General features: G+C 61.9%; 15 protein-coding genes. 1 reads left to right on the top strand and 14 read right to left on the bottom strand.

The genetic code is table 11. The annotated features are described in order from the left end of the window. Positions 1–194 precede the first annotated feature (194 nt). From V5734_RS16970 to V5734_RS16915, 12 genes are all read right to left on the bottom strand, one after another. The gene (locus tag V5734_RS16970) at positions 195–1,871 is read right to left on the bottom strand and encodes a recombinase family protein (RefSeq protein WP_347310794.1); all 1,677 of its coding nucleotides are present in this window, start codon (positions 1,869–1,871) and stop codon (positions 195–197) included. Continuing rightward, positions 1,868–2,305, bottom strand: coding sequence for a DUF2924 domain-containing protein (locus tag V5734_RS16965; RefSeq protein WP_347310793.1), 438 nt, complete (start codon positions 2,303–2,305; stop codon positions 1,868–1,870). The genes V5734_RS16970 and V5734_RS16965 overlap by 4 nt, the downstream gene beginning before the upstream one ends. Beyond that, the gene (locus V5734_RS16960; RefSeq protein WP_347313656.1) at positions 2,305–2,610 is read right to left on the bottom strand and encodes a DUF3489 domain-containing protein; all 306 of its coding nucleotides are present in this window, start codon (positions 2,608–2,610) and stop codon (positions 2,305–2,307) included. The genes V5734_RS16965 and V5734_RS16960 overlap by 1 nt, the downstream gene beginning before the upstream one ends. 316 nt (positions 2,611–2,926) lie before the next feature. Continuing rightward, entirely contained in the window at positions 2,927–4,135 is a 1,209-nt protein-coding gene (locus V5734_RS16955; protein ID WP_347310792.1) for an NAD(P)/FAD-dependent oxidoreductase, read from the bottom strand. Between the two features lie 66 nt (positions 4,136–4,201). Then, positions 4,202–4,525, bottom strand: coding sequence for a 2Fe-2S iron-sulfur cluster-binding protein (locus V5734_RS16950; RefSeq protein ID WP_347310791.1), 324 nt, complete (start codon positions 4,523–4,525; stop codon positions 4,202–4,204). Positions 4,526–4,563: 38 nt separating this feature from the next. Beyond that, positions 4,564–5,745, bottom strand: a complete 1,182-nt coding sequence (locus V5734_RS16945) for an aromatic ring-hydroxylating oxygenase subunit alpha (RefSeq protein WP_347310790.1) — start codon at positions 5,743–5,745, stop codon at positions 4,564–4,566. A 33-nt stretch (positions 5,746–5,778) separates the two neighbouring features. Continuing rightward, positions 5,779–6,345: a sarcosine oxidase subunit gamma gene (locus V5734_RS16940; protein WP_347310789.1), complete on the bottom strand. Its 567-nt coding sequence runs from the start codon at positions 6,343–6,345 to the stop codon at positions 5,779–5,781. Then, on the bottom strand, positions 6,338–9,286 hold the full coding sequence (locus V5734_RS16935) for a sarcosine oxidase subunit alpha family protein (RefSeq protein WP_347310788.1): 2,949 nt from the start codon (positions 9,284–9,286) through the stop codon (positions 6,338–6,340). The genes V5734_RS16940 and V5734_RS16935 overlap by 8 nt, the downstream gene beginning before the upstream one ends. Then, positions 9,283–9,567 (bottom strand): sarcosine oxidase subunit delta, encoded by a 285-nt coding sequence (locus V5734_RS16930; protein ID WP_347310787.1) that lies wholly within the window; start codon positions 9,565–9,567, stop codon positions 9,283–9,285. The genes V5734_RS16935 and V5734_RS16930 overlap by 4 nt, the downstream gene beginning before the upstream one ends. Before the next feature lie 6 nt (positions 9,568–9,573). Beyond that, positions 9,574–10,845, bottom strand: coding sequence for a sarcosine oxidase subunit beta family protein (locus tag V5734_RS16925; protein WP_347310786.1), 1,272 nt, complete (start codon positions 10,843–10,845; stop codon positions 9,574–9,576). A 4-nt stretch (positions 10,846–10,849) separates the two neighbouring features. Further along, positions 10,850–11,644 (bottom strand): maleate cis-trans isomerase family protein, encoded by a 795-nt coding sequence (locus V5734_RS16920; RefSeq protein WP_347310785.1) that lies wholly within the window; start codon positions 11,642–11,644, stop codon positions 10,850–10,852. Next, a complete protein-coding gene (locus V5734_RS16915) occupies positions 11,644–12,786 on the bottom strand; it encodes a M24 family metallopeptidase (protein ID WP_347310784.1) in 1,143 nt (380 codons plus the stop codon). Before V5734_RS16915 ends, V5734_RS16920 begins: the two co-directional genes overlap by 1 nt. 130 nt (positions 12,787–12,916) lie before the next feature. On the opposite strand from V5734_RS16915, the gene V5734_RS16910 reads away from it, so the two are divergent. Next, positions 12,917–13,795: a LysR family transcriptional regulator gene (locus tag V5734_RS16910; protein ID WP_347310783.1), complete on the top strand. Its 879-nt coding sequence runs from the start codon at positions 12,917–12,919 to the stop codon at positions 13,793–13,795. Between the two features lie 13 nt (positions 13,796–13,808). On the opposite strand, the gene ehuA is transcribed toward V5734_RS16910, so the two are convergent. After that, positions 13,809–14,624, bottom strand: coding sequence for an ectoine/hydroxyectoine ABC transporter ATP-binding protein EhuA (ehuA, locus tag V5734_RS16905; RefSeq protein WP_347310782.1), 816 nt, complete (start codon positions 14,622–14,624; stop codon positions 13,809–13,811). A 2-nt stretch (positions 14,625–14,626) separates the two neighbouring features. After that, positions 14,627–15,292, bottom strand: a complete 666-nt coding sequence (gene ehuD, locus V5734_RS16900; RefSeq protein WP_347310781.1) for an ectoine/hydroxyectoine ABC transporter permease subunit EhuD — start codon at positions 15,290–15,292, stop codon at positions 14,627–14,629. Positions 15,293–15,295 lie beyond the last annotated feature (3 nt).

Below are 15,295 nucleotides of genomic sequence, written 5' to 3'. Positions count from 1 at the left end.
ATTTGTCGAAATTTTCGCCTGTATTCGCGGGCGTTTGCGGGTTCCAGAATACGACAGACTGCCGATCTGGCGGAAAACCCACAGAATCCGCCGAAAGTCTGGAAACGCCATTTCGGCGGTAGCAGTTTGCAGGCGGGATGATCGGTGAAGGGACGGTTTTGCTATTTTCGCTGCGCCGGCAACGGGTCGTCCGTTCAGAGTGATCTGAACAGCGCCCGCTGTTCTTGCCAGCTCGACGGGACTGCGTGGGATTTGAGCCAGTCGGACGTGAGGCCGGTCGGCGCCCGGCCCTCGAATACATCGCGAATAATGCCCGGAGCCAGAAAAGCCAGTTCGAGAAGGTGCTGGATGCGCCGTTTCGAGGCGCCTTCAGCTTGCGCGATTTCCGCGCAGGTTCGACCGGAACGGATCATGTCGAAGTAGCGATGCGCCAGAGCGATGTTTCTGAAGAGAGTCTCGTCGCGAGTGCCGGCAGCACCCGCGAGGACGAGCTTTGTTTCGACGCCGCGTTTGCGGTGCCTGAACGCGGACTCAAGGATCAGGTGATCCTTGGAAATGCGTCCGTGTTCGGTCCGCAGGCGCGCTGCGACTTCCTTCGCCGAGAGATCAATTCCGATCTTCCCTGGCGCGATCTGTACGCGATCGACAAGGCACAGGACTTCCCCGGCTTTCTCGTCGCCGGTCTCGGTGTCACCGCCGGCCAGTTCTGCCAAAAGCTTGACACTTGATGCCACTTCTTCCGTCGTGGCATCGCGGACGATGTTGGCCTGTACCGTCGGTACACGCAGGTGGTTCCTGACCAGATCGGCAACCAGCGTTTCAAGTTCCGGCGCGGGCAATCGCCAGCCACCGGGATGTTCCGGACCGGAACTGCGGATCAGACGATGGGACACATAGTACCGGAGCCTGCGGCCCTTTGCCGTTTGGGTATGGCTGGGCGTCAATCGGTCGCCCGTTTCGTCAAATACCTTTCCGGTTAGTAGAGAAACATGGCGTTTTGCACCGTCGCTGTTTCGTCCTTTGCCCGAGCGCGACATGACAGCACCAAACTTCAGCTGTTCCTGCAATGTGTCCCAGGCGGCAGGGTCTATAAGCGCCGGATGTTGGCCGGGCCAAACCTTTGCCTTGTGCCTGATACGGCCCGCATAGATCGGGTTGGTCAGGATGTGATGGATATGGCCGAAACTGAATGGCGTTCCGCCCTTCAGCCGGCCTGACGACAATGTCCGTATTGCTGTCCTCAGACCCAGTCTGTCCGCCTCGGCTTTGACGACCCGGATATTGCGATGCTGGCCGTAGAGAGCGTAGATGGTGCGGATCGTCCGCGCATCCTTCTCAGTGATCTTCAGCGTTCTGCCATCGGGTTCATAGCCCAGAGGCACATTGCCCCCCATCCAGAGCCCTTTCTTCTTGGATGCCGCAATCTTGTCCCGGATGCGCTCGGCCGTCACCTCGCGCTCGAACTGGGCAAAGCTCAGCAGCATGTTGAGCGTCAGACGTCCCATGCTTGTTGCTGTATTGAAGGACTGGGTGACGGAAACAAACGAGGCCCCGGCCGCATCCAGAATATCGACGATCTTGGCAAAATCGGCCAGCGACCGGGTCAGACGGTCGATCTTGTAAACCAGGATCTGATCGACAGCTCCCCGGTGGATATCCGCCAGGAGCCGCTGCAGACCGGGCCGTTCCATAGTGCCGCCGGAGAGGCCGCCGTCATCATAGCGATCCGGCACCTGCACCCAGCCTTCGTTCTTCTGGCTGGTGATATAGGCTGCACAGGCTTCGTGTTGAGCATCAAGCGAGTTGAAGTCCTGTTCCAGCCCGTCTTCCGAGCTCTTGCGGGTGTAGATCGCACAGCGGATTTTTTTCATGCGCCGCTGCCGGTTGCTTTGTTCAGCCCGAAAAAGCGCGGTCCTGACCAACTCGTCCCCGTAATATGCAAAGCAACGGCCGACAGCGATTTGTAACGCTTGTCATTCAGGACAAAGCCGTTCTCTGTCGCGTCAACCTGATACCGGCGGCCGTTCCATTCCCGGATCAGCTGCGTCCCGGGTCTGACCGCCAGAGCCGGGTCACGAGCCGGCTTGCCGTCTGCAACCGCATTCAGGGCGCGCTTCAGGTCCTGGGGCAGTCCCCCGAACCTCCGGCATTGCTCATGCCAGATCAATGCCTTGCGCATGAAGATCATCGACAGGAAATGCGGTGGCGTTGTACCGAATGCCTCCGCCCATGCGACGCGGAGGGCGGACCGATCCATCGCGCTCAGGCCCGCCCATCGTGCCCCTATCACATCACCTGCCATCATCAGCTTGCATCCGCATCCGGCATGGCGATGATCTGGTACCGCGGGGATTTCCCGTTGCCCGGCTTGGCGGACGTGATGTCATATCCGGCCTTGCGGAGGCCCGTCAGAGCCGCACGCGTGGTGTGCGGCAACCAGCCGAGATTCCTGCTGATCGTCGCTACGTCGGCCCCGTCCTTCCGGCCGAGCAAGGCGATGAGCCTGGCTTTCTTTGTGACCGCCCGCGGCGCGGATGCCGGCTTTGGGTTTTGCTCCGACCGTGGGTTTGCGGGTGTCGTCGGTTCTGACTTTGTTGATGGTCTGGTCATGTTCATCTCCGTTCTGATCCTGCAGACCCGCTTTGGCTTCTGCTACTGACCAAAGCCCGGCAATCCGGGCGGAGACATTTGCGCCGCCGCAATCGTGCGCCGCTGTCGACAGTACCGCTCTCCCAAACAGAGAAGTCCAGGGAAATATCCGGCAAAGATCTGAATTTGCTATGTAAACCCTACCACCATAAAAAGATGGTCTCTGGTTCGAATCCGACTTGTTTAGCCTCCCCGCTCAGCGCTACGAGCCGGTGCGAGAGGTAGCAGCGCAACCGTGCACCAGCCCGGGTCCGGGAAGCCACGCAACGTCTGATCCTCACGGCCTGAGCAGCGGCTTGAGGTCGGCCGCCGGGTCGGCGATGATGGCCGGGTCGGGCGACATACCCGCCTCGATCAGACGCTTTCCGATCATGTAGGCGCGTGCGTCGTTCATGGCGTCGAGCGCAAGCAGCGTATAGCCCCGGTAGTACCAGAAGCTGACCGCGTCGCCTTCACCCGGCCGCGTCACGATCCGGTCATAGCCGGTATTCAGCCCGGCGATCTGCAGCTTCACATCAAACTGGTCGGACCAGAACCACGGCTTGGCCTGATAGGCCTTGCCCGCGCCCAGCATGTTCGCGGCCACGACCTCGGCCTGATCAATCGCGTTGCCGACGCTTTCCAGCCTGATGCGCCCGTCCCGATGCGGGAAGGACGCACAATCACCCGCGGCCCAGACCGCCGGGTCCGAGGTGCGGCCGAATTCGTCGGTGCGGATGCCGTTCTCGATCGCAAGCCCCGCCTCTTCGGCAAGCTGCGTCGCGGGCGTGATGCCGACGCCGACGATGACGAAGTCGGTTTCGATGTGGCTTCCGTCCGACAGGACCGCGCCCGACACGCGGGCCTCGCCGGTCAGCCGGTCCAGCCCGGTATTCTCCAGGATCTTCACGCCGTGATCGTCGTGGACCTTGCGGAAATAGTCCGAGGTCTCTGGCGCGGCCACCCGATGCAGGATGCGCGGCGCCATCTCGATCAGCGTGACGTCGAGGCCGAGCTTCGCGCCCACCGCCGCCGCCTCCAGCCCGATATAGCCGCCACCGACGATGAGAAGCTTGCGCCCGGCTTCGAACTCCGGCGCCATAGCGTCTATATCCGCGAGGGTCCGGACGGTGTAGACCCCTCTCAGATCGCCGCCCACAGCCGCCGGCAACCGGTGCGGGCGCGACCCGGTCGTCAGGGCGAGTTGGTCGTAGGGTATGGTTTCGGCATCGACGCGCACGGTTTTTGCGGTGCGGTCAATTGCCGCCACTTGCGCGCCGAGTTTCAGCGTAACCATCTGTTCCTGCCAATAGCTGGACGAACGCAGATAGATACGGTCGAGTTCCATCTCTCCCAGCAGGTATCCCTTCGACAGGGGCGGGCGCTGGTAGGGTGGGGCGGCCTCCTCGCCGATCATAGTGATTGCGCCGTCGTGACCGAGCGTCCGGAGCTTTGCCGCAAGCGACGCACCGGCCTGGCCCGCGCCGACGATCACGATCCCACCCATGCGCATCCTCCATCTGTTCGCCGGATGTGGCGATAACGGTAGTTCATCCGCCGCACTGTCCCTGCGTCAGATCTGCTTTTCCGGCATGAAGACCTTTAGCCCTTCGAGCGCGTCCGAGACCTTCAGTCGGCAGGTCAGCCGCGAACGGACCGGATCGGGCTCATAGGCAAAATCGAGCATGTCCTCTTCCATTGCGTCGCGATGGGGAAGTTTCTCGACCCAGGCCGGATCGACATAGACATGGCAGGTCGAACAGGCGCAGGCGCCGCCGCAATCGGCCTCTATACCAGGAATCCCGTTGTCGCGTGCGCCCTCCATCACGGTCAGTCCGTTCGGGACATCAACGACATGTTCGTTGCCGCCAAATTCCACGTAAGTGATCTTCGCCATAACGTCCTTTCCGACCTGATCCGCCGAGTGGCGAGGTCTCAGCCTATCTTGGCCTTGACGTGAGCTGGACGTAGTCGGCAGAGCGTTCGAGCGAGGTATTGCTGGAAATACCAGACGGTCCGTTCTTTCGGAGACAGGCGCCCCGGAGCGGCCGCCAACGCCCCGGCATTCTTGACGATGCTGCCGATGATCGGCTTGTCCTCGTCGTTGATGCGGTCGAAACCTGCCTTGAGTTCGGCAGCATACGCGGCGCGTTCCTCCGGATCGTCCGGAACGGCTCCGGGATAAGCGTCCGCCCCCCAGAATACCTTGACCTTGTCGGTGCCAAGGGGCTGCAGCGACAGCCAGAAGGTGCGTTCGGCCACCACCGAGAAGACGTGTGCCGGGAAGATCGCGGACAGGACCGCTTTGTTCCGATCCTCCTCGGTCAGGGCCGGATTATCGACCACCATGTCGGAATTGCGTTCATAGGATTTGCCGGGCACTCGGCCCTGCTCATAAAGGCTAAACCCGTCGCCGCCATGCATCGCGTTGGCGAGCTCTGTAGGCATCGCCGGTTCGATCGTCTGGGCATGGGCGACGAAAAGGTGATAGCCCTCGGTAAAGTTCTGGACGAGGATCTTCCAGTTGGTGTCCCAGATTTCCTCGGCGCGGAACAGGGTTCGATATTTGGGCAACTGGTAGTTGGCCAGCCGTTCCGATAATTTCGCCAGCCGCGGTGCGAGCGGGGCGGCCTCGGGGTCGAGCGAGACATAGACCCAGCCCTGCCAGACCTCGACCTTGAATTGCGGCAGGCAGACCTCCTTCTTGTCGAAATTGTCACGCATATAGGCCGCACCGACCAACCTGCCGTCGAGATTGTACGTCCAGGCATGGTAAGGACAGCTGATGCGGCCCTTGATATTGCCCGTCCCTTTCAGGAGCGTCGCCATCCGGTGGCGGCAGATATTCGACATAGCGCGAAGCATGCCGTCGCGGTCGCGCAAGACGACCACCGGATCGCGGCCGATCGTGGTGGCGCGGTAATCGCCGGGGTTTTCGTATTCGTCCTCACGCCCGACGCAGAACCATTCGTGGTTGAAGATCTCGTCCAGCTCCAGCTCAAGAAATTCGGGCGAGGTGTAGACCTGGGGCGGTGTCGCCTCGGCCAGTTCATCAGGCAGGGCGGCGTTGCGCGCGATCGCATCGAGCAATTCGTCCAGCGGCATATGCGGTTTCATATCAGACCCTCCTTTGGATGGTGAAGCGACGGTTCAGGCGATCTCCAGCCCGTACTGCCGCGCGATTTCGATCAGAATTTCACATAGCGAGACCGCGAAGCTGCGCGGCAGGAACAAGTTGAAGCCAGTCCCGTCGCGCCAGAGCGTCACGCCGATATGGTGGAAGGCGGTGGAGCTCACTGAGCCCTCGGGGAAAGCGGTGTCCGACAGGTCGAGAGGCAGGACATGGTTCAGAAGCCGGGCGGCCTGCCGGCCGCTGACATGCAGCCGGGTGCGGGACTGGGAAAGGTCGAGCGCCACGCCGGCTTCGCTCGAAAGCGAAGGGGCTTTGGCCGTTTCGCTGATCAGCCACCATTTCAGCGGTTCTACGCGCAGCAGAGTGCCATCCGTTCCGGTCGTAACTCGTCCGGGTTTTGGTGCCAACTTGGCGCCCACTGCCTTCGCCGCTTCGGCACCGGCCCGAACTGCACTGTCCGGCCACGCCGCGAACTGGATCAGCGTCGACCCGCGGATCTCGGAGAACCGGACGCCGGCCATGCCAGGCGTTCCGGAGCGCCCCGGCACTAGATGGTCCACAACTGCGGAGAGGGCGTCAGCCATGCATCCTTACTCCTTCGGGGTCGTACATGTGAGGCGAGACGATCTCGACCGCGACATTGCCCTTGCGCACCGGATCGGCGGCTGTGACCGCCTTGCCTGCCCAAGCCTCATGCCCGCCCGAGATATAGCCAAGCCCGATCCAGTGGCCGAGAGCAGGCGAATGCGTCACCGCGGTAACCCAGCCCTCGCCAAAACCCGTCATCTTGTCGGCAGCACAGAGGAGCGCTCCGCCGTTGAAGGTCTGGCCGCGGTTTTTCGGGAGGATACCCACGAGGCGCGGGCGATCTTCGCGGGTCAGTTCGGGGCGCTGGCGCAGCGCGGCGCCGATAAAGGGTTTCTTGGACGAGGCCATCTTGCCCAGACCGGCGTCGTCGATGGTCATACGGCCGTCAAGTTCGGCTCCGGTCACATGACCCTTTTCGATCCGGAGCGTGCCGAGGGCCTCCAACCCGTAGAGGCATCCGCCGAGCGTTTCAGCCGCGGGCCACAGCAGGTCCATCAACGCCACACCGTGATCGGCAGGCACATAAAGTTCATAAGCGAGTTCACCGGAAAAGCTGATCCGGGCAATCAGGCCGTTGATTCCGCCTTTGAGGCTGATCGGCGCAACGCCCATGAAGGGCAACGCCTCGTTCGAGATATCCGTTCCCGCCTCAAGGCAGGCGGCAATCGCTTTGCGAGATTTCGGCCCGGCGACCGATACCCCTGCCCAGCGATCGGTGACCGAGGTGACATGGACACGCAGGTCGGGCCACCGCGTCTGCAATAACTCTTCCAGCCAGACCATCACCTTGCCGGCATTGGTCGTCGTCGTGGTCATCAGAAAATCGCTGTCACCCAACCGCCAGGTGGTCCCGTCATCCATGACGATCCCGTCGTCGCGCAGCATGATGCCGTAGCGCGCCTTGCCCACAGGCAGCTTTGCGAAGGCATTGATATAGACACGGTTGAGAAACTCTGCCGCATCCGGCCCCTGTACCGCGATCTTGCCGAGCGAACTGACATCGCAGATGCCGACGGTCTCGCGCACCGTGGCGGCCTCGCGGATATAGGCCTCGCTGATTGTTTCGCCGTCCCGCGCGAAGTACCATGTTCTTTGCCAGAGCCCGGCCTCGGTCATCGTGGCGCCTTGGCGGAGGTTCCAGTCATGAAGCGGCGTGCGGCGGAGGGGCTTGAAATGGCCCGCGACGTTGCGACCCGCCAGCGCACCTATGGCGACCGGCGTATAGGGCGGCCGGAACCGCGTGGTGCCGACGGCAGGAACCTCGGTGCCCATGGCCTCGGCCATCAGGGCGAGGCCGATGACATTGCCCATCTTGCCCTGATCGGTCGCCATGCCGAGGGTGGTGTAACGCTTCAGATGCTCGACCGAAACGAAGCCTTCCTGATGGGCCAGCCGCACGTCGTCACCGGTCACGTCGTGTTGCGGATCGACAAAGGCCTTGGCCTTGGCGCCGGGTACGCGCACTTCGTAAAGCGGCAGGATCGGGCGAGACCAGCCGCCTGTGGCAACCATATGGGTTTTTTCCCCCATCGCCCGCCGCGCGGCTGCCGCGCCTGAAGCGGCGCAATCCGCCCTGTTCCAGATGCCCGCAGCAGATCCTGCCACGTGGATCGGCTCATCCGTCGGCCCGGCAAGGAAACAGGCCAGTTCGGCGTTCCAGACAGGTTTTGCGCCACGGTGGGAAGATAGGTTCACGACAGGCGACCAGCCGCCCGAGATTAGAAGCAGGTCGCAGTCTTCCCGGGTTGCCGCGGCCCAGCCGTTGCCCGATCGCGCGGCCAGAGTGACGCCCTCAACGCCGCGCCGCCCGACAGCAGATAGCGGCGCCAGCCCCGGTCGCACAGTCGCCCCGGCAGGGGCCGAAGGGACATCCTTTCTTGCGTCGACCAGCACGACCTCGGCTCCCGCTTGGGTCAGATCGCTTGCGACGCCATAGGCGCTGTCATTGGTTGTGGCGATGACAATGCGCTGACCTGGCAGGATGGCAAACCGGTTCACATAAGCCCGCGCCGCCGCTGCGGTCATCACGCCGGGCCGGTCATTGCCCGCAAAAGCCACCGAGCGCTCAAGCGCACCTGTCGCCAGCACTGTCGCGCCGGCGCGCACCGTCCAGAACCGCTGGCGCGGCAGATGCGGATCGGGCGCGGACAGATGGTCTGTCACCCGCTCCACCAACCCCGCGGCGCCGCCGTCGTAGAGCCCGAAAGCGGTGGTCCGGGTCAGGACGCGAACGCCCGCGCACTCCACCGCCGCGACGAGCGCGGCACGTTCAGCCTCGGCACCGGGATCGTTCAGATAGTCGCCGCCTGGCTCGGAATCCTGTTCGACCAGCATCACGTCACGGCCCGCGTCGGCCGCTGTCAGCGCGGCATTGAGGCCCGCGGGTCCGGAGCCGACAACAAGGACATCGCAAAAGGCGTGTGCGTGGTCGTAAGCATCCGGGTCGGGATCACGGCTGGCAGCGCCCATGCCCGCAGCCTTGCGGATCAGTTTTTCGTACTGCATCCAGAGGCCGGTGCCCCGTCCCCATTCGAAAGGGGGCAGGCCCATAAAGGTCTTGTAGTAGAACCCTGCCGAGAAGAAGCGCCCGAAGAGCCCGTTCACCGCACCCAGATCAAAACGCACGTTGGGCCAGGCATTCTGCCCCTTTGCCTCCAGCCCGTCGTAAAGCTCCTGCATCGTCGCCTTGACGTTCGGCTCATGCCGCGAGCCGGAGCCTACCGAGACGATGGCCCCAGATTCCTCGACGCCAGCCGACATGATCCCGCGCGGGCGGTGATATTTGAAACTGCGGCCGAGCACCCTTTGCCCGTTCGCCATGAGCGCCGAGGCGAGCGTATCGCCCTCGAAGCCGCGGTATGTCTGACCGTCCCAATGGAAGCTGATGGGCCGTGTGCGGTCGATCCGCCCACCTTTTTCGAGACGCCGGGCAGTCATTCCGTCGCCTCCAGCACAGTCGCCAGCCCCGCATGGGCGGGGCGAACCGAAAAGATCTCATGGGTCATCGTATCGCGCTCGACCAAAAGCCACATTCGGCAGCCGTGGACGTGCTGCCAAGTCTCGACCTGCCGCCCGCAGATATTGTCGCGTAGAAAGACGGCGTCGTGCCAAGCCTCTAGCGCCGCGTCTAGCGCCGGATAGTTGACCGAACCGTCACCACCATAGCTGAATTCACTGTGGTCGCGGGTGCCGCAAAAGGGGCAGGCAATTCTGAGCATTGTTTCCTATCCGTGCAGCTTGCAGTCCGGCCCAGCACCGCGCTCATCGATCTGAAGTCCGCGTTCGAACCGCTTCAGGTCGAAGGGCGCGATCATTGGCGCGGGTCGGTCGCTTGCGATGAGGTCTGCGAACCACCAGCCCGAGGCCGGGCTGGCCTTGAAACCGCCATAGTTCCAGCCGGCATTCAGGTAGAGGTTGTCCAAGGGCGTCTTGCAGATGAAATGCGAACCATCCATCGACATGTCGACAAGCCCCGACCAATGGCGCAGCAGCTTCACCCGCCCAAGGCAGGGTAGGACCGACATGGCCGCCTCGGCCACGTCCTGTACGATGGGCAGGTTGCCCCGCTGTGCATAGGACTTGTACCAGTCGAGATCGCCGCCAAAGACCATGCCGCCCTTGTCGGATTGCGAAATGTAGAAATGCGCGCCGCCCATGCCGAAGACCACCACCTGATCGAGAAGCGGCTTCAGGGGTTCGGAGACGAAGGCCTGCAGCTTGTGGCTTTCGATTGGCAGGCCGCCAAGCCCCGCCATCTGCCACAGCAAAGAAGTGCTGCCAGCGACGGCAAAGGCGACTTTGCCGGCGGTGATGCGGCCGCGCGAGGTGTCTAGCGCAGTGATCCGGCCGCCGTCGCGGGAGATCCCCTCGACCTTGCAATTCTGGAGGATGTCCACGCCGCGCGCATCGGCGGCGCGGGCATAGCCCCAGACTGCCGCGTCGTGGCGCGCAGTACCGGCGCGCTTCTGGACCGCAGCGCCGATGATGGGGAAGCGCGCGTTGGCGGCATAGTTTAGGTGCGGTACCGCGCGTTTGAGCGTCGGCAGATCCCAGATTTCAGCATCCGGCGTACCGGTCAGCCGCATGGTATTGTAGTTGCGCGATGCCGCGTCGATGGCGCCCGGGCTGTGCAGCAGTGCGACGTGTGAGCGCTGGGAAAACATGACGTTGTAGTTCAGCTCATGGCTGAGATTTTCCCACAACTTGAGCGAGTGCTCATAAAATTCGCGGTTGCCGGGCTGGGCGTAGTTCGAGCGCACGATGGTGGTATTGCGCCCGGCGTTGCCGCCGCCGATCCAGCCCTTTTCCAGAACCGCAATGTTCTTCACGCCATGGGTCTTGGCCAGATAGTAAGCTGTGGCGAGCCCGTGCAGCCCGCCGCCGACGATGACCACGTCATAATGGGCCTTGGGTGCCGGGTCGCGCCACTGACGGCTCCAGCCTTTCTGGCCGGTCATGCCCTGCCAGAAGACATTCCATGCGGTGAAGCGGGTCATGTGTTCAGTCGATCTTGCGCAGATGCTTGCCCGGATGCTTGAAGATCTGACCGAAGCCCTCCAACTCATCCATGATTCCCGCGCGGCGCAGGCAGGACCAGAACTGCGCCTGGTTCGATGTGATGACCGGCTTGCCGGTGATCTGCTCGATCTCCGCGACGGCGGGAAGCGAGCGAACACCGCCGCAGCTGAGAAAGATCGCATCGGCATCGGGCCGGTCGATTTCCAGCGCGAATTTCTTCCAGTAGGCGGGCGTAACCAGACCCATGTCCCAGCCGCTGGCTATGTTGAGCCCCTGGATATCGAGCACGTCGAAGCCGCGCTTGACCAGAAACTCCGCCTCGGCGGTGTTGATGTCGTCGAGATAAGGCGTTCCGACCACCAGTTTCTTTACGCCAAGTTCGTTGAGCGCATCGAGAACGCCCTGAACAAGGCACATCGGCTTCGCCCAGGGGGCGCCCTTCTTGATCTCGGCCATCACCCGGTCTTCGCCGATCACGATGGAGCCGGAGGTGCAGCTATAGCTGACCACGTCCGGTTTCGCCTCGGGCTGGATGCGCCCGGCGGCGTCGGCCATATGTTCGATGTGCTTGGCTAGGGTTTCGGTTGTTGTATGATCGTCGGTCTTGAGCCGTGTGACATAGACGGCGACGCCCTCGGGTGCCATATCCCAGAAATCGCCCTCGGCGGAAGGGTCGGTGGACATAAGGATGAATCCAAGCTTGGCGCGGTGAAAACGGCCTGCATCCATCTCGGGCGTGCGGGGCTTGGACGCGATGATTTGACCAGGCTTGAACATCAGAGAATAACCTCCTCGACGGATTTGGGGTGACTTGTCAGCGGCTCCCAGCCGGTATCGGTGATGATGAAACTGTCGCCGACCTGCGCGCGGAACGTCTCGACCGAGACCGAGCCATCGACGGCCAGCACCATTCCGGGCTGGATGATAGTCTTGTCGCCGGTGACAAGCTGGGGGGATTCAAGGAAACTGAACCCGGTCGCTCTACCGCAGCGGAACGGATATTCGAAACCCGCGCCCTGAATGACCTCGGCATAGGCCGCGTGTACACTTTCGGCGGTGACGCCGGGTTTGAGCGCGGCAAGGGCCGCCTTCTGGCTGGCGAGCGCCACCTCATATACCTCGACGTGATCGGCGGGCGCCTCGCCGATCCAGAAGGTGCGGTCGAACCCGAGCTTGAAGCGGTGGAAATTGGTCATGCCGCAGAAGCACAGGAAGACCGGCTCCCCCTGCCGCATGATGCGGGTTGAGGCGCGGTGATGGGTTTTGATGATGTCACGGCCCGAGGCCATGATCTGCAGGAAATGTGTGTTGGGCGACATATCGGCGTCGTCGTAATGCGCCGCCAAGAGTTCGGCCGCCTTGCGGGTCCCGGCCTGCGACGTGGCAATTGCCACTTCGTATTCCGGCACACCATCGGCAATCGCCGCGCGCCCGGCGGCCATCATCGAGGTCGCGACCTGTCCGGCATGGCGGGCTAGTTGCAGTTCCTCTGTCGACTTGATCATCCGCATGTCGTTGAGGATCGGCGTGACGCTGGTCAGCTTTTCGCTGCCGACCAGTTCGTCTACATAGGCGCGGACGAGCGGTGGCATATGGCCGGGCTCGATCCCCACCTTGCTTGCGCCCTTTACGGCGGCCGGCAATTCCTCACGCCATTCCTTCCCCATGCCGTCATTCCAAGGCGCGATGCGGTCTACCCGCGCTGCGGCCTTCGCGGAGTTCAGGTCAATGGTCGGCGTGATCAGAAGCGAGGGGCCGTCCTTCGGCACGACGAGGATCGTCGGGCGACCGAATTCCATGTGCAGATAGTCGTAGTAACCTGTCAGGTAATAGACATTGTCGTCATCCGTGATCAGAGCCACGTCGATACCGGCCTTGGCCAGGCGAGTCTGAAAACGGGACAGTCTTTCGGTAAACATATGGTATCCCCTCTCGCGTCCGACCCAACCCTGCGTTCCCGACAAACGGGCCGAAGTGCTGCTGGAACGTAGGCTTGATGCGGCGATTTCCAAAGTGACATATGTTGTGGATTTATGATAACCACTAGTTATGAAGAACTTCCGTCGCTCCCTGCCGCCGCTCGACTATCTCCTGTTTTTCGAGGCCGTAGCCCGACACGGCAACTTCACCCGTGCCGCTGAAGAACTGAATGTCAGCCAGGCGGCTGTCAGTAAGCGGGTGAAAGTGTTGGAAGACTGGCTGGGCCTTCCACTCGTACATCGAAGCGGGCGCAATATCTCGCTGTCGCGCAACGGAAAAACACTGGCTGCGAATGCGACCGAGGCGCTCGATTATCTGAATTCCTGTTTGCAGCAAATGCGCCGCACAACGGGCACTGAACGGCTGTCGCTGGCGGCGAATGTCGCGGTGGCGCAGTACTGGCTGACCCCGCGCATCAATGAATACCTGCTTGGTCCGAACGCCGTGCCGGTGACAATGACCGCATCGGACAAGGACGCCGATCTTTTTTCACTCGAAACCAACGCCGTCTTTTTCTACGGTTCGGATATTCCTACCGGTTGGGATGGAGCGCCGCTGTTCGAAGAGATTTGGCTGCCCGTCGCGGCGCCCTCGCTGATCAGTTCGACGAGCTGCTTCCCAACTGCGACACTTCTCGATTTCGACAAGCTGACTCCAAAATGGATCAACTGGAGCGATTTCGCCGCGTTAAGCGGGAACAGCGAGATTGCGGCCGCGCCGAAGGTCAACCTGCGCTCTTATGGCAGCACACTCGACACCGCATTGCGTGGCAAGGGGATCGCGCTAGGCTGTCCCTCCGTTCTTCAGTTCGAAATCGAGGCGGGCCGGCTGGTCGCACTGGAAGACTATCAGCTTAGGACAGGTCGAAGCTACTTCATCATCTGGCGCATGGGCAGCATGAGCGACCGCACCCGCGCGCTTCTCGGCGAGGTGGGCATCCGCGTCTGAACCGAGAAGGACGTCAGACGGCTTCCCTAACCGCGCTCAGGAATTGCTGGGTCCGCTCTTTCTTCGGATTGCCGAAGAGTTCGGCGGGCGGCCCCTGTTCCTCGATCTTGCCCCCGTAGAAAAAGCAGACCCGGTCGGAGATGTCGCGGGCAAAGCCCATCTGATGCGTGACCATCAGCATGGTCAGGTTGTGCTCGCCGACCAGTTTGCGGATAACGTTGGTCACCTCTCCGATCACCTCTGGGTCGAGCGCGGATGTAACTTCATCGAACAGCATCACCTTTGGCCGCATGACTAGCGCTCGTGCAATGGCCACGCGCTGTTGCTGACCGCCCGAAAGGCGCGAGGGATGCTGATCCTTCTTGCCGATCATGCCGACCATTTCCAGAAGTTCCTCGGAGCGTTCGCGCGCTTCCTTCTTTGGCAGGCCAAGCACCTGTACGGGGCCTTCCATACAGTTTTCAAGAGCGGTCATATGGGGGAAAAGATTGAAGTGCTGAAAGCACATGCCGATATCGGCGCGTCTTTTTCGCAAGTGTTTCTGGCTCGCGGGCACCAAGGCGCCATTCTTCGGCATATGGGTCAGCGGCTGGCCGTCGACATAAATCACGCCGCCATTGATCTGTTCCAGCGTCATCAGCATGCGCAAAACTGTTGTTTTGCCGGAGCCGGAAGGGCCTATGATAGACACCATCTCGCCTGCCGCGATATCGAGGTCAAGATCGTCCAGAACCGTAAGTGTACCGTAGGATTTCTTCACCTTGCGAAAGCTCACCATTGGCTTTGGATCACCGGTGATTTCGAGCGGAAAAGCCGATACGTCGTGCATGGTCAAAGTCCCAGTTTGCGGCGGACATAGCCTTCGAAAAGCCGGATCAGGCCGGCCGCGGGAAGCGATATCGCCAGAAAGATGATGCCCACCATCGTGTAGGGTTCAAGAAATCGGTACTTCTCAGAGCCGATGGCATTGGCGGTGTGGATCAGTTCGGCGACCCCGATCACCGACAGCATCGGCGTATCCTTGAAGATGCCGACAAGATAGTTGCCCATGCCAGCCAGTGCAGGGGGAATCGCCTGCGGGATGATAACGCGCCGGTATTTCTGGGCCGTGGTCATGTTCAGTGCCGTCGCGGCTTCCCACTGGCCCTTTGCCACGCTTTCGATGCCGCCGCGATAGACCTCCGCGAGATAGCATGAGTAATGCAGGCCGATGGCGATCATGCCTGAGGTCCAGGGGCTGAGCCGGATGCCGAATTGCGGCCCGACATAGAAGACGAAGAAGATTTGTAGGATCAGCGGGGTGGAGCGGATGAATTCGACGAATTCCCGCACGAACAGTGTCACCGGCCGGTAGGGCGTACGCTGCGCCAGTGCCAGCCCGAGGCCGAGGACGACCGCGATTGCATATCCCGCCAGCGCTGCGATCAGCGTATTACCGGTCGCGTGGATGAGGCGCGGCAGAATTTCCCATGTGAAGTCCCACTTCCAGTCGAACATGGA

The sequence above is a fragment of the Defluviimonas sp. SAOS-178_SWC genome (assembly GCF_039830135.1).
Taxonomy (GTDB): Bacteria; Pseudomonadota; Alphaproteobacteria; order Rhodobacterales; family Rhodobacteraceae; genus Albidovulum.
This window is presented reverse-complemented; position numbering and strand designations above follow the sequence as displayed.

Excerpts from the sequence above, each read along its gene's own strand:
- V5734_RS16970 (WP_347310794.1), bottom strand. The coding sequence starts at position 1,871 with ATGAAAAAAATCCGCTGTGCGATCTACACCCGCAAGAGCTCGGAAGAC.
- V5734_RS16965 (WP_347310793.1), bottom strand. The coding sequence starts at position 2,305 with ATGATGGCAGGTGATGTGATAGGGGCACGATGGGCGGGCCTGAGCGCG.
- V5734_RS16960 (WP_347313656.1), bottom strand. The coding sequence starts at position 2,610 with ATGACCAGACCATCAACAAAGTCAGAACCGACGACACCCGCAAACCCA.
- V5734_RS16955 (WP_347310792.1), bottom strand. The coding sequence starts at position 4,135 with ATGGGTGGGATCGTGATCGTCGGCGCGGGCCAGGCCGGTGCGTCGCTT.
- V5734_RS16950 (WP_347310791.1), bottom strand. The coding sequence starts at position 4,525 with ATGGCGAAGATCACTTACGTGGAATTTGGCGGCAACGAACATGTCGTT.
- V5734_RS16945 (WP_347310790.1), bottom strand. The coding sequence starts at position 5,745 with ATGAAACCGCATATGCCGCTGGACGAATTGCTCGATGCGATCGCGCGC.
- V5734_RS16940 (WP_347310789.1), bottom strand. The coding sequence starts at position 6,345 with ATGGCTGACGCCCTCTCCGCAGTTGTGGACCATCTAGTGCCGGGGCGC.
- V5734_RS16935 (WP_347310788.1), bottom strand. The coding sequence starts at position 9,286 with ATGACTGCCCGGCGTCTCGAAAAAGGTGGGCGGATCGACCGCACACGG.
- V5734_RS16930 (WP_347310787.1), bottom strand. The coding sequence starts at position 9,567 with ATGCTCAGAATTGCCTGCCCCTTTTGCGGCACCCGCGACCACAGTGAA.
- V5734_RS16925 (WP_347310786.1), bottom strand. The coding sequence starts at position 10,845 with ATGACCCGCTTCACCGCATGGAATGTCTTCTGGCAGGGCATGACCGGC.
- V5734_RS16920 (WP_347310785.1), bottom strand. The coding sequence starts at position 11,644 with ATGTTCAAGCCTGGTCAAATCATCGCGTCCAAGCCCCGCACGCCCGAG.
- V5734_RS16915 (WP_347310784.1), bottom strand. The coding sequence starts at position 12,786 with ATGTTTACCGAAAGACTGTCCCGTTTTCAGACTCGCCTGGCCAAGGCC.
- V5734_RS16910 (WP_347310783.1), top strand. The coding sequence starts at position 12,917 with ATGAAGAACTTCCGTCGCTCCCTGCCGCCGCTCGACTATCTCCTGTTT.
- ehuA (WP_347310782.1), bottom strand. The coding sequence starts at position 14,624 with ATGCACGACGTATCGGCTTTTCCGCTCGAAATCACCGGTGATCCAAAG.
- ehuD (WP_347310781.1), bottom strand. The coding sequence starts at position 15,292 with ATGTTCGACTGGAAGTGGGACTTCACATGGGAAATTCTGCCGCGCCTC.